At 61.5% G+C, this 22897-nt stretch carries 23 protein-coding genes; 10 read left to right on the plus strand and 13 right to left on the minus strand.

Annotated features, from left to right (window positions below; all coding sequences use genetic code 11):
* Nucleotides 1-286 precede the first annotated feature (286 nt).
* The 5 genes from ACY8D3_RS04045 to ACY8D3_RS04065 form a co-directional block, all read right to left on the minus strand.
* Entirely contained in the window at nt 287-1540 is a 1254-nt protein-coding gene (locus ACY8D3_RS04045) for an AraC family transcriptional regulator (RefSeq protein ID WP_462381850.1), read from the minus strand.
* Nucleotides 1524-2927 (minus strand): dihydrolipoyl dehydrogenase, encoded by a 1404-nt coding sequence (gene lpdA / locus ACY8D3_RS04050; protein ID WP_462381852.1) that lies wholly within the window; start codon nt 2925-2927, stop codon nt 1524-1526. The genes ACY8D3_RS04045 and lpdA overlap by 17 nt, the downstream gene beginning before the upstream one ends.
* 4 nt (nt 2928-2931) lie before the next feature.
* Nucleotides 2932-4341, minus strand: a complete 1410-nt coding sequence (locus tag ACY8D3_RS04055) for a dihydrolipoamide acetyltransferase family protein (protein ID WP_462381854.1) — start codon at nt 4339-4341, stop codon at nt 2932-2934.
* A 107-nt stretch (nt 4342-4448) separates the two neighbouring features.
* Nucleotides 4449-5486, minus strand: coding sequence for an alpha-ketoacid dehydrogenase subunit beta (locus ACY8D3_RS04060; protein ID WP_462384237.1), 1038 nt, complete (start codon nt 5484-5486; stop codon nt 4449-4451).
* A 26-nt stretch (nt 5487-5512) separates the two neighbouring features.
* Nucleotides 5513-6745 (minus strand): thiamine pyrophosphate-dependent enzyme, encoded by a 1233-nt coding sequence (locus ACY8D3_RS04065; protein ID WP_462381855.1) that lies wholly within the window; start codon nt 6743-6745, stop codon nt 5513-5515.
* Between the two features lie 335 nt (nt 6746-7080).
* Between ACY8D3_RS04065 and ACY8D3_RS04070 the strand changes: the two genes are divergently transcribed.
* Complete coding sequence (locus ACY8D3_RS04070) at nt 7081-7542, plus strand: Lrp/AsnC family transcriptional regulator (RefSeq protein WP_462381857.1); 462 nt, start codon at nt 7081-7083, stop codon at nt 7540-7542.
* A 139-nt stretch (nt 7543-7681) separates the two neighbouring features.
* Nucleotides 7682-8266, plus strand: coding sequence for a flavin reductase family protein (locus ACY8D3_RS04075; protein WP_462381859.1), 585 nt, complete (start codon nt 7682-7684; stop codon nt 8264-8266).
* A gap of 27 nt (nt 8267-8293) precedes the next feature.
* Here the strand turns inward: ACY8D3_RS04075 and ACY8D3_RS04080 are convergent, their stop codons facing one another.
* Complete coding sequence (locus ACY8D3_RS04080; RefSeq protein ID WP_462381861.1) at nt 8294-8503, minus strand: DUF2934 domain-containing protein; 210 nt, start codon at nt 8501-8503, stop codon at nt 8294-8296.
* Between the two features lie 440 nt (nt 8504-8943).
* Here ACY8D3_RS04080 and ACY8D3_RS04085 point away from each other — a divergent pair, with 440 nt between their 5' ends.
* Complete coding sequence (locus ACY8D3_RS04085; protein ID WP_462381863.1) at nt 8944-9717, plus strand: SDR family oxidoreductase; 774 nt, start codon at nt 8944-8946, stop codon at nt 9715-9717.
* A 95-nt stretch (nt 9718-9812) separates the two neighbouring features.
* On the opposite strand, the gene ACY8D3_RS04090 is transcribed toward ACY8D3_RS04085, so the two are convergent.
* Nucleotides 9813-10313 (minus strand): response regulator, encoded by a 501-nt coding sequence (locus ACY8D3_RS04090; RefSeq protein WP_462381865.1) that lies wholly within the window; start codon nt 10311-10313, stop codon nt 9813-9815.
* A 413-nt stretch (nt 10314-10726) separates the two neighbouring features.
* A complete protein-coding gene (locus tag ACY8D3_RS04095; RefSeq protein ID WP_462381867.1) occupies nt 10727-12004 on the minus strand; it encodes a glucarate dehydratase family protein in 1278 nt (425 codons plus the stop codon).
* A 115-nt stretch (nt 12005-12119) separates the two neighbouring features.
* Here ACY8D3_RS04095 and ACY8D3_RS04100 point away from each other — a divergent pair, with 115 nt between their 5' ends.
* Nucleotides 12120-13019, plus strand: a complete 900-nt coding sequence (locus ACY8D3_RS04100) for a LysR family transcriptional regulator (RefSeq protein WP_462381869.1) — start codon at nt 12120-12122, stop codon at nt 13017-13019.
* Between the two features lie 34 nt (nt 13020-13053).
* On the opposite strand, the gene ACY8D3_RS04105 is transcribed toward ACY8D3_RS04100, so the two are convergent.
* From ACY8D3_RS04105 to ACY8D3_RS04115, 3 genes are read right to left on the minus strand one after another with little or no spacing between them, the layout of a single operon-like run.
* Nucleotides 13054-13539, minus strand: a complete 486-nt coding sequence (locus tag ACY8D3_RS04105) for an arsenate reductase ArsC (RefSeq protein WP_462381871.1) — start codon at nt 13537-13539, stop codon at nt 13054-13056.
* A 23-nt stretch (nt 13540-13562) separates the two neighbouring features.
* A complete protein-coding gene (locus ACY8D3_RS04110) occupies nt 13563-14846 on the minus strand; it encodes an arsenic transporter (RefSeq protein WP_462381872.1) in 1284 nt (427 codons plus the stop codon).
* Nucleotides 14846-15217, minus strand: coding sequence for a metalloregulator ArsR/SmtB family transcription factor (locus tag ACY8D3_RS04115; RefSeq protein ID WP_462381874.1), 372 nt, complete (start codon nt 15215-15217; stop codon nt 14846-14848). Before ACY8D3_RS04115 ends, ACY8D3_RS04110 begins: the two co-directional genes overlap by 1 nt.
* Before the next feature lie 231 nt (nt 15218-15448).
* On the opposite strand from ACY8D3_RS04115, the gene ACY8D3_RS04120 reads away from it, so the two are divergent.
* Together ACY8D3_RS04120 and ACY8D3_RS04125 are read left to right on the plus strand one after the other, a co-directional pair.
* On the plus strand, nt 15449-16546 hold the full coding sequence (locus tag ACY8D3_RS04120; RefSeq protein ID WP_462381876.1) for a carboxynorspermidine decarboxylase: 1098 nt from the start codon (nt 15449-15451) through the stop codon (nt 16544-16546).
* Between the two features lie 64 nt (nt 16547-16610).
* Complete coding sequence (locus ACY8D3_RS04125; RefSeq protein ID WP_462384238.1) at nt 16611-17855, plus strand: saccharopine dehydrogenase family protein; 1245 nt, start codon at nt 16611-16613, stop codon at nt 17853-17855.
* 51 nt (nt 17856-17906) lie between these two features.
* Here the strand turns inward: ACY8D3_RS04125 and ACY8D3_RS04130 are convergent, their stop codons facing one another.
* A complete protein-coding gene (locus ACY8D3_RS04130) occupies nt 17907-18800 on the minus strand; it encodes a LysR family transcriptional regulator (RefSeq protein ID WP_462381878.1) in 894 nt (297 codons plus the stop codon).
* Between the two features lie 84 nt (nt 18801-18884).
* On the opposite strand from ACY8D3_RS04130, the gene ACY8D3_RS04135 reads away from it, so the two are divergent.
* The 4 genes from ACY8D3_RS04135 (at nt 18885) to ACY8D3_RS04150 (ending at nt 21808) form a co-directional block, all read left to right on the plus strand.
* Nucleotides 18885-19265: a carboxymuconolactone decarboxylase family protein gene (locus ACY8D3_RS04135; protein WP_462384240.1), complete on the plus strand. Its 381-nt coding sequence runs from the start codon at nt 18885-18887 to the stop codon at nt 19263-19265.
* On the plus strand, nt 19258-20445 hold the full coding sequence (locus tag ACY8D3_RS04140; RefSeq protein ID WP_462381880.1) for an alpha/beta fold hydrolase: 1188 nt from the start codon (nt 19258-19260) through the stop codon (nt 20443-20445). The genes ACY8D3_RS04135 and ACY8D3_RS04140 overlap by 8 nt, the downstream gene beginning before the upstream one ends.
* 83 nt (nt 20446-20528) lie before the next feature.
* Nucleotides 20529-21140, plus strand: a complete 612-nt coding sequence (locus ACY8D3_RS04145; protein WP_462381882.1) for an SCO family protein — start codon at nt 20529-20531, stop codon at nt 21138-21140.
* A 35-nt stretch (nt 21141-21175) separates the two neighbouring features.
* Nucleotides 21176-21808, plus strand: a complete 633-nt coding sequence (locus ACY8D3_RS04150) for a cytochrome c oxidase assembly protein (RefSeq protein WP_462381884.1) — start codon at nt 21176-21178, stop codon at nt 21806-21808.
* Here ACY8D3_RS04150 and ACY8D3_RS04155 read toward each other — a convergent pair whose 3' ends face one another.
* The gene (locus tag ACY8D3_RS04155; protein WP_462381886.1) at nt 21809-22828 is read right to left on the minus strand and encodes a GlxA family transcriptional regulator; all 1020 of its coding nucleotides are present in this window, start codon (nt 22826-22828) and stop codon (nt 21809-21811) included.
* Nucleotides 22829-22897 lie beyond the last annotated feature (69 nt).

A 22897-nucleotide genomic window follows, 5' to 3' on the forward strand; every position in this document is an offset into this window, starting at 1 on the left:
AGTCTTGAGACCGGTGACCGCCTCACCGGTGGTTGCCGCGCACAGCGGACAACCCTGCTATCGGCTTGGCCATTGCGGACTTGAAACCGCGCGAGAGGAATTCTTTAAGTAGTTAAGCTGAACCGTTTCAGGTTGACTTGAAGTCGACAAGCGGTCGATCCGTGCGCAGCGCTATGTGAAATTCGCGAAGCGGCTGGTTCGGTTTCGGTAGTCAGGAAACCCAGCGCGGGTTTCACCCGCCCTACGGTGCATTCGGATCGGCAGAGCCGGGGGGCTAAAGCCCTTGCTACGAAGGCAGTGTGTTCCTGCAGGTGATTGCAGCGTCCCTGTCCGAAACGATACGAACGGTGTTGAGTGGCACAGAAGCCGCCGCTGAGTTCGCTGAGCCCAGTCGCTGCTGGTGGGCGCCCGGCGTAGTGCCGGTCCACTTGCGAAAAGCCTTGTAGAACGAGCGCAAATCCGCAAAGCCCAGGCGCGCGGCGATTTGCGCGTGGGTAACCCCAGGGTCTGCAAGCGAGGCAAGCGCCATGTCGCGACGAAGACGGTCTTTGATTGCCTGATAGGGTTGCCCGGCTTCCGCAAGCCGACGACGCAAGGTGGCAGGGGATACGTCCTGTTCGGCTGCCATGGTATCCAGATCCGGCCAGTCGGCAGGCGGTAGGGCACGAAGGTGGGCCGTTACGCGCTTGGCGAGGCTGTCATGGTCCTGATAGTGAACGAGCAGGTTCGCCGGGGCCTCGTTGAGGAACTGATCAACTGGCGCAAGGCCTTGCGATCGCACGCCTGCCTTTCGCGTCTTGGCTGTATAGGCCAGTTCTACGTCAGTCACGCCAACACTGCGCAGGACACCAGTGGGTTCGCCATTGATGGGTAAGGACAAAGCGGCTTTGACTGGGCCAGGCCGGTGCGCCAGCCCCTTCCGGACGGGCAAGGCAAGCGCATCCACCGGTAATGCCAGCCAGCCTTGCGGTGCATTGAAGTGTAGGTTCTCACCAAAGCGAGTCCTGTAGTCGCTGAGATCCGCCGGTGCCGATGCCCGCAGCCGAACCTCATTGATGGGTACCCGCCGCCCGACGAGCCAGCACGCCAGGCCATGCACGATCAGCCAGAAGGTAAAGCCGGTGAATGCTCGCTGCGTATTGTCAGCAAGCGTGAGCCGCGCCTCTGAGCCGGAGATCCGCAATTCCGCCTGCAGACCAGTCATCAGGCGCAGGTAGTCCAACGTATGGCCTAGCGCCTGGCCAAGGTCGGGCTGCAGGCAGGCGGTGCGCGCCATGAAGGAAAAACTGCCCGCGCGTAATGGCCTCGGCGCCATGCCGAAGAACTCATCATCGAACCGCCGCGCGAGTCGTTTCCAAAGCCGACCGAAACGCTCGGCGGGGATGCGGCCATCCTCGTCGACGAACGTCTCGGGCCGAAACCCAGCTCCGTCGAGTAGCTCTTCGCGCGAACGCCCCGCCTGCACATAGGCAAGCAGGGCCTCGTCGAGGATCTGTGCGGAGATGGTCCCCGGACGCAGCAGCTCAGATGTGTAGCGCATGGCCCAGGGCTTTGAGTGCTGCCTCTTGCACCGCTTCACCCAGGGTCGGGTGCGGATGGATGGTGCCGGCGATGTCCTCGAGCTGGGCACCCATTTCAAGCGACTGCACGAACGCGATCGACAGCTCCGACACGCTTGCGCCTGTCGCTTGCCAGCCGACGATGCGATGGTTGTCGGCGCGCGCAACCACACGCACGAAGCCATCCGTCGAGCCTAGCGTCATGGCGCGACCGTTCGCCGCGAACGGGAACAGACCGACTTTCACCTCCATGGCCTTTTCCTTCGCTTGCTCCGGTGTCAGCCCGACCACGACAACCTCCGGATCCGTGAAGCACACGGCGGGGATGGCTGCTGGTGTGAAGTGCCGCTGTTTACCGGCAATCAGCTCCGCGACCATCTCGCCCTGCGCCATGGCGCGGTGTGCGAGCATCGGGTCACCGGCCAGGTCACCAATTGCCCAGACGTTACGCATGGAGGTGCGGCATTGATCATCCACTTTCAGCGCCGGGCCATCGGTGTCGAGCATCAGCGCCTCGAGGTTGAAGCCGCCTGTGCGCGGCCGTCGACCCACCGCCACCAATACGGCGTCCGCAGGCAATTCGATCGGCTCCTGACCTTCGCGGCTCAGGCGCACGCCATCGCCTGCTGCGTTCAACCCTTCGACGCGATGGCCGAGATGCAGGGAAACGCCCAAGCGTTCGAGATTGTTGAGGACCGGTCGCGTCAGCTCTGCGTCGTAGCCTGGCAGGATTCGCGGCAGGGCTTCGACAATGCTGACCTCGGCGCCAAGCTTGCGATACGCGATGCCCAGTTCCAGGCCAATGTAACCGGCGCCGACCACGACCAGCCGCTCCGGGATACGCGTAGGCGAAAGCGCTTCGGTGGCGGACATCACGATGCCGCCGAAGGGCAGGCTGGGCAGTTCGACCGACTGCGACCCGGTGGCAAGCAGCAGGTGTTCGCATTGGATGCGCTGAGGCTCGGACTGGCCATCGACGGAAACGTCGACCGTCTTGCCATCCACGATGAGAGCCCAGCCCTGTATCACCTGTATGCCGTGTTTTTTCATCAGGCCGGCGACACCCGTGGTCAGCCGGTCGACGATGCCGTTCTTCCAGTTGACCGCTTGGCCAATGTCGAGCGTGGGCGACTGCACGCGAATGCCCAGTTCCGCGCGGCTCGCCTGCTGGCACGCCCGTGCGTATTCGTCAGCCACGTGTATGAGGGCCTTGGAGGGAATACAGCCAATGTTGAGGCAGGTGCCCCCCAGCGACTGGGCTTCGACCAGCACGGTCTGAACGCCGAGTTGGGCGGCGCGGATAGCCGCGACGTATCCGCCAGGGCCACCGCCAATGATGAGCAGATGGGTATCGAGCGAAGGCGTCATTGGTTTACTCCAGGAACAGGGTAGCGGGGTGTTCGAGAAGCGCACGCACGGCCTGGATAAAGGCGGCGGCGTCCATCCCGTCCACCACGCGGTGATCGAAGGACGAGGAAAGATTCATCATCTTGCGAGCCACGACCTGACCATGCCGGATGACGGGGCGCTCGACGATCCGGTTTACGCCGATGATGGCGACCTCCGGGTAGTTGATGACGGGCGTGCTGACGATGCCGCCCAGCGCGCCAAGGCTGCTGATGGTGATGGACGAACCGGACAGTTCCTCGCGGGTGGCCTTGCCACTGCGAACCGCGGCGGCGAGGCGCGACACCTCGGTCGCGCTTTCCCAGAGATCCAGCGATTCGGCATGGCGCACGACCGGTACGCTCAGGCCCGCGTCGCTCTGGGTGGCGACGCCGAGGTGAACGGCGCCGAAGCGCGTGACAACGCCCTTGTCATCGTCATACCGGGCGTTGAGCTGCGGAAAGTCACGCAGGGCGACGACCATGGCGCGCATCAGAAAAGGCAGCAGTGTCAGCTTCGGGCGGCGACCCTCCCACTGATGGTTGAGATGGATGCGCAGGGCTTCGAGGTCGGTGACGTCCAGCTCTTCAACATAGGTAAAGTGAGGAATGCGACGTTTCGCTTCCTGCATCTTCTCGGCAATCTTGCGCCGCAGGCCGATGATCTGAACCTGCTCTTCATCATCACGCTTGCGATACAGCGCCTTGTGGTCGCCGCTGGTGGTGACAGGCTCGTGCCGCTGCTGGAGATAGCTGTCGAGGTCTTCGTGGAGAATGCGCCCACCGGGGCCGCTGCCCTGGACATAGCGCAACTCGATACCCAGATCCCATGCGTGCTGGCGTACGGCAGGCGAGGCCAGCGGCGGCTCGCCCGGCGCACGCGTCGGTGCAGATCGCGCATCGTGACGGGCGCCTGACTTGATCCCGATATCCCGCCCTTCACCGGTAGCGGATGCGGCAGGCTTCGTACTGTCCGTAGCGCTGGCGCCGGGCTTGGGGGTCGACGGTGCGGATAGCGTACCTTCGCTGGCGCCGTCATTTGGTTGGCCGCCGGCGCCACTCGCCGGCTCTTGGGATTCGGCCTGCGCTGCGGGGCTCGAAGGCCGCTGGGCAGCCAGTTGGTCTTTGGAAACGCCTGGCTTGAGGTTGCCCGCGCCTTCGACTTCCAGGCGGATCAACTCGGACCCGACGGCCATGACCTCGCCGGGCTGCCCGCCCAGCGATACGACCGTCCCGATGACAGGGCAGGGGATTTCAACCATGGCCTTGTCTGTCATGACGTCAGCCAGGTGTTGGTCCTCGGTCACGGTATCGCCGACAGCGACATACCATTTGACCAGTTCGACTTCAGCGATCCCTTCGCCGATGTCGGGCATCTTGATGACATGCGTACCCATGTAACGCCTCGTTCTGTAATTGTTATGGCTGTCTGGAACGGTGCCCGGCGCGAGCACTTCAAGTGATGCTGCGGTGTACTTCAACCCACTGGGTCAACCGATCCGGCTCAGTGCTCCGCCATTGTTCGTTTCAGCGCGTCGGCAACGCGTGCAGGGCCGGGGAAATAGTCCCATTCCTGTGCATGCGGGTAAGGCGTGTCCCAGCCTGTGACCCGCTCGATGGGCGCTTCGAGGTAGTGGAAGCAATGCTCCTGGATCAGCGAGACGAGCTCTGCGCCGAATCCACAGGTGCGCGTCGCTTCGTGGACCACGACGCAGCGTCGAGTCTTCTGCACGGAGGCGACCAGCGTATCGAGGTCCAGTGGCCAAAGGCTGCGCAGGTCGATGACTTCCGCATCGATGCCGGTCTCTTCTGCGGCGGCCATTGCCACCCAGACGGTGGTGCCATAGGTCAGAACGGTCAGGTCGTTGCCCGGCCGCACGACGGCGGCGCGATCGAGCGGCACGTTGTAGTAGCCGTCTGGCACCGCGCTCATGGGATGCTTCGACCACGGTGTCACGGGGCGGTCGTGATGGCCATCGAAGGGCCCGTTGTAGAGACGCTTTGGCTCGAGGAAAACGACGGGGTCGTCGCACTCGATCGACGAGATGAGCAGCCCCTTGGCATCGTAGGGATTCGAGGGCATGACAGTGCGCAGGCCGCACACCTGCGTGAAGAAGGCTTCGGGGCTCTGGCTGTGTGTCTGCCCGCCATAGATGCCACCGCCGCACGGCATGCGGAACACCAGCGGCGAGGTGAACTGGCCGACGGAGCGATAGCGCAGGCGAGCGGCCTCGGAGACGATCTGGTCCACGGCGGGGTAGACGTAGTCGGCGAACTGGATTTCGGCGACGGGGCGAAGGCCATAGGCGCCCATGCCCACGGCGGCACCGGCGATCCCGTTCTCGGAAATGGGCGCGTCGAATACCCGCGAGCTGCCGTACTTCTTCTGAAGGCCATCGGTGCAGCGGAAGACGCCGCCGAAATAGCCAACGTCCTGTCCGAAGATCACCACGTTATCATCGCGCTCGAGCATCACGTCCATCGCCGAGCGCAGCGACTGGATCATGGTCATGGACGAGCGCGTGCCCTCGGCCAGCGGCATGTCGGTCTTGGTTTGCGTGTTCATGTTCATTTCCCGAGCTGTTGGCGTTGGCGGCGCAGGTGGACGGGCATGTCCTTGTAGACACCCTCGAACATGTCGGCGGCGCTGGGGATATGGTCGCTGGTGAAGTTGCCGTGGCTCTCGGCGCGCTTCTGGGCATCGGCCACTTCGGCCTCGAGCGCTTTTCGCGCTTCCTCGTGCTGCGCGTCGGACCATGCACCCTTGTTGATGAGGTGCTGTTTGAGCCGCTCGATCGGGTCTCCGAGCGGAAACTTTTCCCAGTCATCGGCAGGCCGGTATTTGGAGGGATCGTCCGACGTCGAGTGCGGGCCTGCGCGGTACGTTACCCATTCGATCAGGGTAGGTCCGAGGTTGCGGCGGGCACGCTCGGCCGCCCATGTTGAAGCGGCATGCACGGCGAGGAAGTCATTACCATCCACGCGCAATGACGCGATGCCGTAGCCAAGGCCGCGGTTGGCCAGGGTGATGCCTTCGCCACCGGCAATGGCCTGGAAGGTCGAAATCGCCCATTGGTTGTTGACGATGTTGAGTATCACGGGCGCCCGGTAGACGTGGGCGAAGGTGAGTGCGGCGTGGAAATCGCCTTCTGCCGTCGCACCGTCACCGATCCAGCCGGCGGCGATCCGGGTGTCGCCCTTGATCGCGGAGGCCATGGCCCAGCCGACGGCCTGAATATACTGGGTGCCGAGGTTGCCCGAAATCGAGAAAAAGCCCAGGTCACGGTAGGAATACATGACCGGTAGCTGACGCCCCTTGAGGGGGTCCTTCTCGTTGGAGAGCAGCTGGCAGATCATCTCCTCCAGAGGCGCTTCGCGCGCAATGAGAATGCCCTGCTGGCGGTACGTCGGGAAATGCATGTCGTCCGGGCGCAGCGCCATCGTCTGGCCGATGGCGATGGCTTCCTCACCCAGGCACTGCATGTAGAACGAGAGCTTCTTCTGCCGCTGTGCGGTCATCATGCGGGCATCGTAGATGCGGGTCTTGAGCATGGCCTTGAGGCCGGCCTGTAGCTTCTCGACCGGAAGGTCTTCAGCCCAGGGACCGACGGCGTTGCCGTCATCATCGAGTACGCGAATGAGTTGCGAGGCGAGCGTTGCAGTGTCCACCGGCAACACATCGACCGGCGGCCTTTCCACGGCGCCGGCAGGCGACAGCTGAAGATAGGAGAAATCGGTATGGCAGCCGGGACGTCCGCTCGGTTCGGGAACGTGCAGCTGGAGTCGTTCGGCGTTGCTCATGGTCGCCATCCTTCCGGCTTTTGGCCGGAGGAAATGGCGTCGCTGCCTGGGTAAGACATGCTTCAGCCCTCGATTCGTCGAGCCTTCCAGCACCCGGCTTGCAGTGGTCGTGGCGACGCGGTGCAGGGCCGGACGGCTCGTTATTGTTGTTGTGCTGTTTCGAGTATAGGCCTGCTTCGCTAGGCTTTTTGCGTCAAAGTGAAGCCGTTTGTTGCGTCTTTTGAGTACGATTGCGCTGCCACTCGACAGTTTCGTAGGTTGCCGACGCCAATGCCTGATAGAGGCTGGACGGATCGCACTACGGCAGGCCCCAATAACAAGAGCATGACTGCACCATGGCTGAACTGGACCGGATCGACCTGAAGATTCTCTCGGCGCTGGCTGAAGACGGCCGCATCAGTTGGCGGGATCTCGCGCAGAAGATCGGGCTGTCGCTGACGCCAACACTGCGCCGGATCAAGCGGCTGGAAGAGGAGCACTACATACAGGGCTACTTCACGCGCTTGGATGAGGCCCGCCTGGCTGGCAGTGTCAGTGTGTTCGTCTCGGTAAGGCTCGAGAAGCAGTCGACGGACTATCTGGCCGCGTTCGAGCGTGAGATCGTGAAGGCACCACAGGTCATGAGCTGCTTCCAGATGACGGGCGATCATGACTACATCCTGCGGGTCGTCGTCCGGGACCTGAATGCTTATCAGCAGTTTCTCAACAACACACTGACGGCCATACCAGGCGTGGCGAGCGTAACGTCTGCCTTTTCCTTGAAACCGGTGCTGCTGCGGGCGTCCTTGCCGCTATGAATCCAGGGGGGGTTCCTGTATCGACGCTGATCGTTCCACGTCGTTATCTGTCCGAACGTGATAGTCGACCGCGTCGCACGGCGGGCCAGTGGCGCACCTTCGTACGCGGAAACCTTTCACCTCGAATCCTAGGAGCCATATGTCTTCGCTCATTGCCCCCGTTCCCCTCGATAAAGCCTACCGCCTGGTCAATCACGGCCCTACGATTCTGGTATCTGCGCGCCACGGTGGGGACGAGAACGTCATGGCGGCGGCATGGGCCTGTGGCCTCGATTTCGCCCCGCCTAAACTGACAGTCGTCATCGACAAGATCGCGCACACGCGCAAGCTGGTCGAAGGCAGTGGCCGTTTCGTCGTCCAGATTCCGACCGCCGCTCAGCTCCAGCTGACACAGATCGTCGGTACCCGCTCATTGGCGGATTCGCCCGACAAGCTTGAGCGGGCAGGGGTGCAGTTCATTGATTTCGAAGGCCAGGACCTGCCTTTTGTGGCAGGCTGCTCGGCATGGCTGGCTTGTAGGTTGATCCCTGAGCCGCATATCCAGCAGACCTACGATCTGTTCATTGCTGAGGTGGAGGGGGCGTGGGCCGACACACGGGTATTTGCCAACGGGCGCTGGACGTTCGAAACAGCCGACCCTTCGCTGCGCAGCCTGCACCACGTCGCCGGCGGGCATTACTACCTGATTGGTGAAGCGCGGGATGCCGAACCGCTTGAGGAATAAGGCAGCGGTTCGGCCAAGTCGGCGCTTTTACTCGTCGCCGGGTTTGCGCCCGCTACCGGGCTTTGGCATTGGCGGTGCGACACTGCTTTCGATGCCGCCCGTCAAACCGTCGCTGCCGCTATCTTCCCTGTATTCGTCCTGAGCTTGCGCCCAGTGATCATCATGTTTGCCTTCGGGGCGGCCTTCCGATTCCCAGATCGCGTAAGCCCGCTCGCGTGTACGTTCTTCATCGGCCATGGTGTTCACCTTTCGTTTGGAGGCACCTTCGCAGGTGCGGATGACTGCCGCTCGCCCATTGCAGGATCCCTGCGCCGAGCATCAGTGGCAGGTAGTACGTAGGAGTGAGTCCGCCCGATGAGCACGGTTCCAGTCGGTCTAGGTATTCCGACGAAAGCCGCCGCGCTTGGCGGCAGATGCATCTTGTAGTCCCAACCGGCCGGTACCGCGATGAGCGGCGCGCATCGTCTGTGAGCAGCTGGATAGGCCTGGAGGCGAGTGATACCGACCTTCATAGCAGAGCGGGGTGCCGCCTCGCTGGGCTGGCCTTGCGACGGATGGAAGGCGTAAATGGTTGTCTGGCGAAGGTCCACTGGACCAGGCGCGGTATCGCATGCAGTTGCTTGCAGTGCGGTATTAGGCAATCGATTCATACGGCCAATCGAGAGGAGGCGACACAGATGGGCAAGCTCGACGGCAAGATCGCCATCATTACGGGTTCCGATTCGGGAATGGGGCAGGCCATGGCCATCGCCTTCGCGCGGGAGGGTGCGAAGGTTGCCGTGACGTATCGTAGTGACGAAGAGGGTGCACAGGAGACGCTGCGCCTGATTCGCGAAGCCGGTAGTCAGGGCATGGTGAAGCAGGTCGATGTGATCCAAGAGCAGCAAGTCGTCCAGCTGTTCCAGGCCGTAGCGGACATCCTCGGTACGCCGGACGTGCTGGTTAACAACGCAGGCACGGGTAAGAGCGCACCACTGCGCGACCTGAGCTATGAGGAATTCGACAAGGTTGTAAAGACCGATTTGTACGGGCCATTCTTTTGCGCCCGTGAATTCGTCAAATACCGTGAGCGGGCCGGCGGCGCTGGAAAGATGATCAATGTGACGTCGGTTCATGACTCCATTCCGAGCCCGAATAACGTGCCTTACGGCGCGGCGAAGGGTGGTCTGCTCGCCATGACCCGTAGCCTTGCGCTGGAGCTGGCGCCGATGAAGATCAATGTGAACGCGATCGCCCCAGGGCTGATCTATACGCCAATGACGTCACAACGGCTGGATGATCCGGAGGAGCGCGATAAAGAGCTTCCGAACATCCCTTGGAAGCGTGCCGGCAAACCGGAGGAAATTGCTTCCATGGCGGTATACCTCGCGAGCGAGGCAGCAGATTACGTCACCGGGCAAAGCTTCGTGATTGACGGTGGTCTGGAGATGAACTGGGGGCAGGGCGCCTAGGTGAAGATTCGTCGCGCGCCATTGCCCTGTACGATAACGGCGATCTGCCGCGGGCGCCCCCGGAGGTTGCATCGAGCAGGCCGGGATAGAACTGCTCAGTGGACAGCTTTATCGCTGTAATCCTGCTCGATGGCGCTGCGGTGAGCCGGGCGACGGACCAAGCAGCGCTCGGTTGGCACTTCGTTGAGTGCACCGTAGATGTGGCCAATATCTGATAGCGCTTCGATATACGCCTTGTAGTTGTGCGGTTTCACCACGTAGCTGTTCACCCCAAGCTCGTATGCCTGACGAATGTCGTCATCGAGGTTGGACGAGGTAAATGCTACGAAGGGAACTGCCTTCAGCTCTGGGGTATTGCGGATGCGCTTGAGTACTTCCAGGCCATTCAGGCGTGGCAATTTCAGGTCCAGGATGATGACGTCAGGCAGCCGGTCTGGGCGACTGGCAAATTTGCCTGTCCGCGTCAGGTAGTCGATGGCTTCGACGCCATCGCACACATGATCCAGTTTGTTCAGCATCTTGAACTTCTCGAGCGCCATGGCTGCGAGTTCCACGTCCCTGGGATCATCTTCGATCAGTAGTATCGATCTAATCACGCTTCGATCCTCCAGTTGGTCATTCACGGTACAGGAAGAGCGTTTTCAGAGATACCCGTTTCGCTTTCTCACGATTAATTTTTAGTGTCAGTTATATGATGGCATCGCCAGAGCAGAGACAGGAAGTGAGTCTGCGGCGGAGGTTAACAGGCGCGTGAGTTGCAGTGATAGCGACCTGTAGCGGCGTCTGGTAACGGCGGTGTGCTCGCCACCAATCAGTCGCCGCGCTCAGCCTTCCCAGCATGCAAACCGCTCACTGAAGCACCTCGCGAGCTTCGTTCAAGCTCGAACACGGTATGAAGCCCCGGCGAGGATTCCTGATGGTGGGTTCAGATTATTAGGGCCATGTCGGTGCGCGTGGACGACCCCGGCCAAAGGGGCCGAAGTCGTAGGGTGCCCTGCGTTACCTTAGGTCAGAAACGCGGCTTCATGGCCTTCCAGTCCGGGCGGTACTTCTGCATCTGGCGGACATCATCGCGGCTGCGAATGTCGATGCGATTGAATTGCTCGTGCAGTTTTGCCAGTTGGTCGTAGTCCAGCTCGACGCCAAGGCCGGGCGCGTCGGTGATCGCAACGCACCCGTTACGGATCTTCAGCTTGCCGCCCTTGATGACTTCCTCGTCTTCCTCCTGCCACGGGTAATGGGTATCGCAGGCGTAGGACAGGTTGGGTACTGCGGCGGCGACGTGGGTCATCGCCATCAGGCTGATACCCAGGTGCGAGTTCGAATGCATCGAAACGCCAAGGCCGAAGGTTTCGCACATATGCGACAGGATCTGCGTATCGCGCAGACCGCCCCAGTAGTGATGGTCCGCCAGCACGATCTGCACACTGTTCAGGGCGACGCTACGCCGGAATTCGTCGAAGTCGGTCACCACCATGTTGGTGGCGAGCGGGATGCCAGTGCGGCGATGCAGTTCGGCCATGCCTTCCAGGCCCGGGCAGGGGTCTTCGTAGTACTGCAGGTCGTCGCCCATGAGCTCCGCCATGCGGATCGCGGTTTCGAGCGACCAGTTGCCATTGGGGTCGATTCGCAGCGGCGCGTTAGGGAACGCCTTTTTCAGCGCCTTGATACAGGCGACTTCATGTTCGGGACCCAGCAGCGTCCCTGCCTTGAGCTTGATGCTCTTGAAACCGTTCTCGTCGATCATCTTCTGCGCCTGAGCAACGATCTGCTCGGGGCTGATGCCTTCGCCCCAACGATCCGGCGCGTAGGGCGAGTCGACGTGTTCCGCGTACTTGAGAAAGAGGTAGGCGCTGAAGGGGACCTCCTGTCGCACAGCCCCGCCCAGCAGATCTACCAGCGGCATATCCAGCGAGCGCGCCTGCAGATCGAGGAATGCCACTTCAAAGGCCGAGTAGGCATTCGCAACCTGCTTGCTCGGATGTGATCCTGGCGCCAGCTCGGCACCCGCCTGGTTGCCCGGTTGAATACGGGCGACGGTCTGCTTGACGCGCGCCCTTAGGCCGTTCAGATCGAAGGGGTCGAGGCCAACCAGGCTCTCCGTCATCGCCTGCAGTACGCTCAGGACAGGCGCGTCACCGTAGCTTTCCCCGAGGCCAATGAAGCCATTGTCGCTTTCGACCTCGATGATCGAGCGCAGCGCATACGGTTCATGGATACCGCTGGCATTGAGTAATGGAGCATCACGGAAGGCGATAGGGGTAACGCGGACGTGCTTGATCTTCATGACGGCTTTCCCAGACCTCGATGACCGTTTTGGTCACACCTCTGACGGATCATGTATGGCCCGATTGTTCCAGTCCAATCTAGAATGACGCTCGATTGATACAGTGGATATATCAATGTTTGAGCTCGCCCAGCTTCGATGCTTCACGGCAGTCGCGACGGAACTCAACTTCCGGCGCGCGGCCGAGCGGCTGAACATGACGCAGCCGCCACTCAGTCGACAGATCCAGCTTCTCGAACATGCACTGGGGGTCGAACTTTTCATCCGTAGCACGCGGAGCGTGTCATTGACGGCTGCCGGCCGAGCATTCCTCGTCGAGGCGCAGGCCTTGCTGGAGCGCGCTCACCAGGCGGCAATCGCCGCGCGGCGCTATGCCGAAGGTGACATCGGCACCGTCACCATTGGCTTCGTCGGCAGTGCCGTTTACGAATTCTTGCCACGCGTGATCGCAGAGGCCCGTGTGACGCAGCCCCATGTAAAGGTAGCGCTGACCGAACTCAATACCGTGCAGCAGTACGAGGCATTGCGGGCGCGGCGAATCGACCTTGGCATCGTACGCGCACCCTTCACCGATCCTGGATGCGCCTCGGAGTGCCTGGTAAGGGAGCCATTCGTGCTGGCCGTACCCAGCCCCCATCCGCTGGCATCGGTTGATTCCCTTGAGGTTGGCGATCTTCATTGCCAGCCATTCCTGATGTATGCCCATTCGGCCTATGCACCGTTCTACGAAATGCTGACGGGCATGTTTCGCTCCGCACGCGTGGAGCCGGACTACGTCCAATGGCTGGGTTCATCGCTGACGATTCTGTCACTCGTGAACGCCGGCATGGGCATCGCCCTGGTACCGCGTTGTGCCTCGACAATCCTGTTCAAGAACGTGGTGTATCGAGACATCGATTTGGGCGAGGGCGTCATGACCGATTTGCATCTGGCCTGGCGTACCGACAACGACAACCCGGCGAGCCTGATGCTGCTGGATGCAATTCGAACGGCGGTGCGTAGCGAGGCCGGCTGAACATCATCGTTCGGGCCAACGGATAGGGTTGCCCTCAAAGGTCCCCTTCGTTCCGGCGCCCGATTTCGTCCAATGCGCCCTTCAATCCATCCCGTCCGAGTCGAACCATGTCGAGCGCAAAGAACGCCTGGCAACGCGCTTCTATTATCGCGAGTGTGCGATCGAAGGCGGCGTCGGTTTCCGCTCGATCGCCTTGAACGTGGGATGGGTCCGCAAGTCCCCAATGGCTCCTGACGGCAGGGCCGAAGTACACCGGGCACGCTTCACCCGCGGCCTTGTCGCAAACCGTGATCACGACGTCCGGAGGATCGCTCTCGAAGGCGTCGTTTCCCTTGCTATAGAGCCCTGCTGTATCGATACCGACGCGCTGGAGCGTCTCCAGCGTTTGCGGAAGGACTTCGCCCCTGGGAAAGCTGCCCGAACTCACCGCTTTGAATCCCGCCGGAGCCATATGATTGAAGACCGCTTCGGACAGAATGCTGCGGCAACTGTTGGCCGTACACATGAACAGAACTTTCATCGAATCGCTCCGCAAGGTGTGGTTCATAGGCTGAGGCGCAATGCCAATGCGCAAAGCGTAGCCAGCAGGACCGGCAGCGTCAGGACGATGCCCACCCTGAAGTAATAACCCCAGGTGACAGTCACGCCTTTGCGCGCCAGTACGTGGAGCCACAGTAACGTCGCGAGACTACCAATCGGTGTGATCTTCGGCCCCAGATCGCAGCCGATGACATTGGCGTAGACCATCGCGTCGCGGACGACGTCGGTTGCGCCGGACCCATCGATGGCCAGTGCTCCGATCAGTACGGACGGCAGGTTGTTCATGATCGAGGACAGTCCGGCGCTCAGCAGGCCGGTGCCGATGGCGGCGCCCCAGATGCCGTAGCGCGCGAGCCAGTCCAGGGCAGATGAGAGCAGGACGGTCAGGCCGGCATTGCTCAAGCCATAGACCACCAAGTACATGCCCAGCGAGAAGATGACGATTTGCCAGGGCGCGTCCTTCATCACGCGTTTCGTCGAGATGACATGACCGCGCCCGGCAACGATGAACAGCACCGCGGCGCAAGCCGCTGCGATTGCGCTTACGGGGATGCCGAGCGGTTCCAGCACGAACAGTCCGATCAGCAGCACGACCAGCACCAACCAACCCACCTTGAATGTGGTGGCGTCGCGGATGGCTTCTCCGGGTCCCTTCAGATCGGCCAAGGCATAGGTGTCCGGAATGTCTCGCCTGAAGAATGCATAGAGCACAGCCAGCGTAGCCAGGACACTGACCGCATTCACCGGCATCATCACCGATGCGTATTCGCCGAAGCCGAGGCCGAAGAAGTCCGCCGAGACGATGTTCACGAGGTTCGAGACCACCAGGGGCAAGCTCGCGGTGTCGGCGATGAAGCCGGCGGCCATGACGAAGGCAAGTGTCGACGCGGGCGAGAAGCGCAGCGCCACAAGCATTGAGATCACGATAGGCGTGAGTATCAGTGCGGCACCATCATTGGCGAACAGTGCGGAAACAGCGGCACCGAGCAGTACCGTAAAGGCGAAAAGCCGAGGTCCGCTGCCATTCGCCCAACGCGCCACATGCAGCGCCGCCCATTCGAAGAAGCCGGCTTCGTCCAGCAACAGACAAATGATGATGATGGCGATGAAAGTCGCGGTGGCGTTCCAGACGATACCCCACACGACGGGGATGTCCCCTGGCCCCACCACACCGGTGAGCAGGGCAAGAACGGCGCCAATTGAAGCGCTCCAGCCGACGCCCAGGCCGCGAGGTTGCCAGATGACCAGTGTGATCGTGAAGACGAACAGGGTAAGCGCGAGCAACATCAGCAGGCCTCTTCCGGGCAGCACAATACATTTCGCCGAGGACGGTCACCCATCGCTGCAAGCCGCTGCAGATCCGGGCGCAGCCAGTCGGCATGCGCAGTCTTTGCGGCGTCGATGACAACGCGCGCCCAGGGAGCGAGGGCGGGGTTCTCGCGGTAATAGACCCACTGGCCCCGGCGTCGGTCTGCGAGCAGTCCGCAGGCACGAAGGTGTGCCAGGTGCCGAGAGATCTTCGGCTGGCTTTCATCGAGCGCTGCTACCAGCTCGCATACGCACAACTCGCCTTCATGCGCGATGAGCAGGGCGATGCGAAGTCGGGTTTCGTCCGCGAGGCATTTGAATAGGGAGGTCGGATCAAGGGCGTCTTGCATGGCAGGCATCCATATTCGCTTTGCCGAATATATGGATTGGCAGATGTGTATGCAATCGCTACGGCAATTCGCCCCTATCGCCGTATGGGTTGCGACAGTAACGCAGGGTAGACGGGCGGTCTTACCGCCAGGTAATGACGTCTATCGTCGAAATCCTCTCCGGGTCTTTCGATCTGTGCGCGGTAACGGCACAATTCGCGTCCTTTTGGGTTGGCTGGCCGGAGCCCCGAGATGATCAAGACGCCGTACTACCTTATCGACAAGCAGAAGCTTGTGAAGAACCTCGAGAAGATTGCCTACGTGCGGGAACAATCCGGAGCCAAGGCGCTGCTGGCACTCAAGTGCTTCGCGACATGGTCCGTATTCGACCTGATGCAGCAGTACATGGACGGCACCACCTCGTCCTCGCTGTATGAGCTCAAGCTCGGCCGCCAGAAGTTCGAGGGCGAGACGCACGCGTACAGCGTTGCATGGGCGGATGACGAGATCGACGAGATGCTCGACAACTGCGACAAGATCATCTTCAACTCGATCGGCCAGTTGCAGCGCTTCGCTGCTGCCAGTGAAGGCAAGACACGTGGCTTGCGTGTGAATCCGCAGGTCAGCAGCTCGGATTACCTGCTGGCTGACCCAGCGCGTCCGTTCAGCCGCCTCGGCGAGTGGGACCCAGCCAAGATCGAAGGCGTGATCGACCAGATCTCCGGTTTCATGTTTCACAACAACTGTGAGAACGGCGACTTCGGTCTGTTCGACCAGATGCTCAATCACATCGAAGAACGCTTCGGTGATCTGTTGCACAAAGTGGAGTGGGTCAGCCTGGGCGGCGGCATCCATTTCACTGGCGAAGGCTATGCGCTCGACGCGTTCTGCGCGCGTCTCAAGCGTTTCTCCGATACCTATGGCGTTCAGGTGTACCTGGAGCCGGGCGAAGCCGCCATCACGATGAGCGCCTCGCTCGAAGTGACCGTGCTCGACACCCTCTACAACGGCAAGAACCTGGCGGTCGTGGACAGCTCGATCGAGGCACACATGCTCGACCTCTTGATCTACCGTCAGCCTGCCAAGATGGCGCCCAACGACGGCGAGCACACCTACATGGTTTGCGGCAAGTCGTGCCTGGCTGGCGATATCTTCGGTGAATACTCATTCGAGAAGCCGCTCGAAGTCGGTGACCGTCTTTCGTTCATCGATGCGGCTGGCTACACCATGGTCAAGAAAAACTGGTTCAACGGCGTGAAGATGCCGTCCATCGTAGTGAAACAACTCGACGGTAGCGTCGAGGTTGTCCGTGAGTTCGACTTCGACGACTACCTCTCGAGCCTCTCCTGAGGCTTCTGGGATCTCGACGAAGACATTCACCTGGCCTTCGTGCCATTAAGGAGCAATGAAGCAATTGAAGAAGAACGTTCTTATCATTGGTGCAGGAGGTGTCGCCAAGGTGGTGGCCCACAAGTGCGCGCAGCACAACGACGAGCTCGGTCGTATTGCCATCGCGTCACGGAACATCTCCAAATGCCAGGCCATCATCGAAAGCGTAAAGGCAAAGGGTAGCCTCAAGCAGCCCGCCGACATCAAGGCCTTCTCGCTGAACGCTCTGGATGTCGAAGCGACCAAGGCGCTGATCCGCGAGACCGAATCGCAGATCGTGATCAACGTCGGTTCCGCCTTCCTCAACATGTCGGTGCTGCGTGCATGCATCGATACCGGTGCCGCCTACCTGGACACCGCGATCCATGAAGAACCAGGCAAGATCTGCGAGACGCCGCCCTGGTATGGCAACTACGAGTGGAAACACCTCGAGGAATGCCAGCAAAAGAACGTTACTGCCATTCTGGGCGTGGGCTTCGACCCGGGCGTCGTGAACGCCTATGCCGCCCTGGCGCAACAACAGTATTTCGACCGCATTGAGTCCATCGACATTCTTGACGTCAATGCAGGCTCCCATGGCAAGTACTTCGCCACCAACTTCGACCCGGAGATCAACTTCCGCGAATTCACCGGGCAAGTCTGGAGCTGGCAGAACAGCCAGTGGACGAGCAACACCATGTTTGAAGTGAAGCGTACCGATGACCTGCCGGTCGTGGGCTCGCAGAACCTCTACCTTACCGGCCACGATGAAGTGCACTCCCTGTCGAAGAACCTGGACGTACCGAACGTACGTTTCTGGATGAGCTTCGGCGAGCACTACATCAACGTATTCACCGTCCTGAAGAACCTGGGCCTGCTCTCCGAGCAGCCGGTAAAGACGGCAGAAGGACTCGAAGTGGTCCCGCTGAAGGTGGTGAAGGCTGTCCTTCCCGATCCCGCATCGCTGGCACCGGGTTACACCGGCAAGACCTGCATCGGTGATTTGGTCAAAGGCACCAAGGACGGTCAGCCGCGCGAGGTGTTTATCTACAACGTGGCCGATCACGAGGAGGCATACGCCGAGACGGACAGCCAGGGCATCTCCTACACGGCGGGCGTACCGCCGGTAGCCGCGGCGCTGCTGGTCGCACGCGGCGAGTGGGATGTGCAGCGCATGGTTAACGTCGAAGAGCTGCCGGCTGAGCCGTTCCTCAAGGCACTGGACGTGATGGGCCTGCCCACTCGCGTCAAGGACGAACAGGGCGACCGGCCCTGGGACGCCAACGCCTGAGTGTCACCCAGGACGCGCTGCCCGGCGCGTCCTGTTTCGTTTGAACCTTCCTTACCGTGCTGTCTGGCTCATGGATTCGCTCAATGCATGCTCCGTGGGGTCAAGCCAGCCTGCCGCGTCCCAGAGAATACGCTCGATCTCCTCGTAGACCCGTCTGATGCGAGGCGTTGGGTTCTGCGCGTGGGCGATGAGCCAGAGCGTCTCCGACATTCGCGCCTGCGTCGGGATTCGTACAAGGCCTTCGGCCAGAAAGCACGGCAATACGCCAATGCCGATGCCGGCTGCGATCGCCGCGCGCTGCGCCTCGAGTTGGGTCAGACGGATGTCGGGCTCTCGCCCGGCAAGCCGCTTTAGCCACCGGGCCGCCGGCAGATCGAACTCGTCGGTCCAGCCAATCAGACGCGCGCGTTCGAGGTCGGTTTCCATGCCAGCCGCGGCATAGAGTCCCAGCGCCATTGTCCCCACTCGCTTGCGCGTCAGTGCGCCCTGTTCCGGCGACACCGTGCGTAGCGCAATGTCGGCGTCCCCCCGGGCGATGCCTATGGTCCGCACGCCCGTCAACAGTTCCAGGCTCAGTGCCGGATGTTGTGCAAGGAACGGCTGGAGCGCAGGGAGGAGAATGTGGGTCGCGATCGTTTCAGGCGCGGCGACACGCACATTACCCGCCATGCCGGTGCCCTCCGCGGCGGTATGCGCACAGAAGGCATGGATCGCGATTTCGACTCGCTCAGCTTCGGCCTCGAGTCGGCGCGCGTCCTCGGTAGGGATATAGCCCGAGGCGTGGCGGACGAACAGCTGTGTATCGATTGCGGATTCCAGGGCTGCGATGCGCCGCGCGACTGTCTGCAGGCTGACTCCCAGGTGGCGCGCTGCACCGCCGAGCCCGCCGCAACGGATGACCGCCGTGAAATAGCGCAGATCGTTCCAGTCCAGTGGGGTCTTCATCGTTGGAAAACAGCCTTACAAGTTTGGTTATGGGTACGCCAGCGCCGGTCTGGCGATGATGGGCACCCCTACGAAGAGGAGACCATCATGACACACGACAGATACGCACTCGGTAAGGCGCGGCTGGCCGAAATAGACGGCGAGGCAGGCGAGCGGGTCATTGCATCGCTGGCCGATATCGCCCCGGACCTTGGCCGTTACATCATTGAATTCGCCTTCGGCGATGTGTATCAGCGTCCCGGTTTGGACCTCCGGACGCGCGAACTACTCACTGTCGCCGCACTGGTCGCCATGGGCAACGCGCGGCCTCAGCTCGAGGTACACCTGCAGGCAGCTAGAAACGTAGGCGTTACCCGCGAGGAACTCGTCGAAGCCATCATCCAGATGAGCGTATATGCGGGCTTCCCCGCTGCCTTGAATGGAATCGCGGCTTTGCGCGCCATGGAGGCCTGCGGCCATGAGTGAGGCGCTGAACGTCGTATCGCACTACCTGAAAGCGTTCGCAGACGGCAACATCGACAGTGCATTGGGGCTCATTCATCCCGACGCCGTCTGGCATGTGGATGGAGATCCGGCGGTGGTGACGGTGGGCATCATTCGAGGTCGCACAGCCATCCGCGACTGGCTGCTTCGGTTCCCTGACGGCTTCCGTCCCCTGAGCTTTTCGATCGACCACACCTGGGCGGCCGACAACGAGGTGGTGGTGGCCGGACGTTTCCGCCACCAGGTGATGCCTCATGCAAGCCTCGTGGACAGCGACTTCGTCATTCGCTTCACCCTGCGAAACGGGCTGATCGCGCGGTATCAGATCTTCGAGGACTCGCTGCTGATTTCCCAGGCACGCCACCACGCATCCCCATCACGTAGCGCGCGTATCAATGGCAGTCTGTACGGGTGGGATGACGTCGGGCAGGGCGCACCGGTGGTGTTCCTGCATGGCCTGTTTCTGGACAGGCAGTTCTGGCGCGAGACGGTCGACGGTCTTGCAGCGAGTCAACGCTGTGTAGCCTTCGACATGCCCGGACACGGTGTCAGCGAATGGCGTGAGGGACTGTCTCTGGACGCGATCGCCGAGGACCTGGCGTTGTGGTTGGTCGAGCATGGGGCGAGCGGCGCCACCCTGGTAGGCCATAGTCAGGGCGGAATGATCGCGCTGAGGCTGGCGGCGAAGTACCCGGATCTCGTCGGGCGGCTCGTTCTCGTTAATACCAGCGCGCGAGCAGAAGATTTGGAGCGGCTGCCCATCTGGAGGCAGCGTCGCGCGGCGCTGTTGGGCGACGCCAATCTGCGCAAGACCGTCTTCGATGAGATCCAGCGGTTCACTACTGCCCCGGGTTGGCATGATGCCCATCCGGCAACCAGCCGGCAGGAGCAGCAAATCATGATGAGTCATGATCTGGCTGCCTTGACCCAAGCCTTGGACGCGGCAATTTTCGAGCGTCGTGACGTCCGCGGATTGCTGCGCGATATCACTGTACCCGTGACTGTGGTCTCCGGAGCGCTCGACCGAGCCACTCCGCCGGCGTTGGGTGAAGAGATCGCGGCGGGTGTTCCCAGGGGCCGCGCAACGACCGTCGAAGCGGTGGGGCATCACCTGCCAAAGGAGGCACCAGTCGCGATGATCAATGCCATCCTGGGTGCCTGATTGGCAGGAGCCGTAGCGTCCCGTCACACGCTTGCGCGAACGCGGGCACCCTTGCGTCAGTCTGTGAAAGAGATCATTGGTAGATGGGCTGGAGTCGCGTGGCCAGGCACGTACGCAATGTAGTTATCGGTATAGGCCTGCTAATCGCCGGGTTGCCGCTGGCCTATCTTGGCTGGCCAGCCCGCCAGCCATTGGAGGTGCCGTCTGCACAACGCCCCGTCGACGGCCGCTTCGAACTGGTGGATTCGCTCGGTCGCACAGTGACCGACGAGAGCTTCCGCGGTCGGTGGTTGCTAGTCTTCTTCGGCTTTACGTATTGCCCGGACGTATGCCCGACGACATTAGTCGACGTTTCAGCCGTGCTCGAACGGCTCGGCGAGGACGCCGACCAGGTTCAGCCCCTGTTCATTACAGTGGACCCGCAGCGGGATACCCCCGACGTGCTGGCGCGCTACACCGCCTTTTTCGATCCGCGGATTACCGGGCTGACCGGCACAGAGGCGCAGGTCACGCAGGCCATGAAAGCCTATGGTGTACGGGCCGAGCGTGTGCCGATCGAGGACAGCTATTTGGTGGACCACAGTACGCGGCTCTACCTTATGAGCCCCAACGGAGATTTCGTTACCGCGTATTCACCCGCGGATGGGCGTGGTGCCATCGCGGCCAGCATCGAGGCGCGACTCCATGAGCGCTAGGTACGACGCTAAACCAATCGCAAGCGAACAGTCTCATGTCTGACGCCCGCAGAAATCCTTGGCCGCTGTGGGCGGGCTTGCTGATACTGGCCCTGCTTTGGCTTGGCCCGTTGCCGGCGATGAGTCGGACCGCGTTCTCGGCTCACATGATTTTGCATCTGGGCGTTGTCGCGCTGGCCGCCCCGCTATTGGCGATAGGGCTTGTCCAGGCAGGCATCCGCCTGGATAGCACGATGCACCTTCGGCGCTGGATGGTCGTCTCGTTCGTCTGCGAGATGGTGGTCGTGTGGGGGTGGCATGCCCCTTACCTGCATGAGGCCGCGGCCCGTCATGTTGGTGTATTCATGCTTCAGCAGATCAGCTTCCTGATGGTGGGGCTTTCCCTTTGGCTGCTCGGGTTCGCGGCAAGGGCGAAGGCAGCCGTCGGCGCCGCGCTGATTCTCTTCGTACTGACGCTGATGCACATGACCATGCTGGGTACGCTTCTGATCTTCGCGCCCCGCCTGATCTATGCACCGGAGTTCTGCCTGGGCGCGTTCGGCCTGCAGCCGCTGGACGATCAGCGCTTCGGCGGAATACTCATGGCGACGTGGAGCGGTATCGTCTACCTGGCTGCAGGCATAGCGCTGGGGTATCGGCTGCTCGCCGAGCCAAGGCAAGAGGACTGATCAGGCTTCCTCGCTCATTCGCCTGTCCAGTCTGATCTCTTTCGAGGGTCGGTGGCCAAAGTAGGCGGCATAGCACTTGCTGAAATGGCTGGGTGAGACGAAACCACAGGCGACGCCGACCTCCATGATCGAAAGTGACGAGTGCTGCAGCAGCCGCCTGGCTTCGGTGACGCGCAGCTCAAGGTAATGCCGCTGGGGCGTCGTACCGAGCTGATCATTGAACAGGCGCTCGATCTGGCGACGCGACCGTCCTGCATAGCGCGCAAGCTCGTCGATGGGCAGCGGGTCTTCCAGGTTCGCCTCCATGAGCGCGACCACTTCCTGTATGGGTGTGGCGACATTGCGATAGCGCGACTGGCTGGCCGCTCGAACGCGAGACATATCGAAGGCAAGGATGTCCACGACGCCATTCACCAGCTCACTGTCGTATTGCGTGCCCATCCACTCCAGCAGCATGTAGAAGGCCCCGTTTGGACTGGCAGCCGTCAGGCGGTCCCGGTCGACCATGTGGGTCACGTTCATCACCTGAATACCACGGCCCATCTCGGCGAGCCCCAGCCGTTGCTCAGGATGGATGGCGCAGCGATAGCCGTTCAGCAGCCCCGCCTCAGCGAGAAACCATGCGCCATTCCACAGTCCCCCGAGCCATATGCCCGTATTTGCTGCGGATTTTAGAACGCCGGAAAGCCGTTTGGTCGTATTGCACGGTGTGCGCAGTCCGCCACAAACGATCAGGAGGTCGAGCGTTTCGGGGTCCAACGCGTCGAGTGACTGGCCTGCGCGGATAGGAATGCCGAGATCGCTGACGACGTCACTTTCGTCGAGGCTATAGGTGGTGTAGACGAACGCATCCGGTCGGATGAGATTCGCTGTGACGAGTGTATCCAGCGATTGGGTGAAGGCGGGCAGCGAGAAGTTTCGAAGCAGCACGAACCCGACGTGCAAAGCGGTATTGGCGGTGGCCGAGGCCGACTGGCGATTTCGGGCCTGAAGGCTGTTACTGAAGGTACGTTCGGGCATGGCAGGTGTCCGGTTTCCAGGCCATAGAACACCATGAAAGGGCCTGCGGTGGTAGGGCAGGGCACGGCC

This window comes from Pseudomonas sp. Marseille-QA0892, assembly GCF_054950135.1.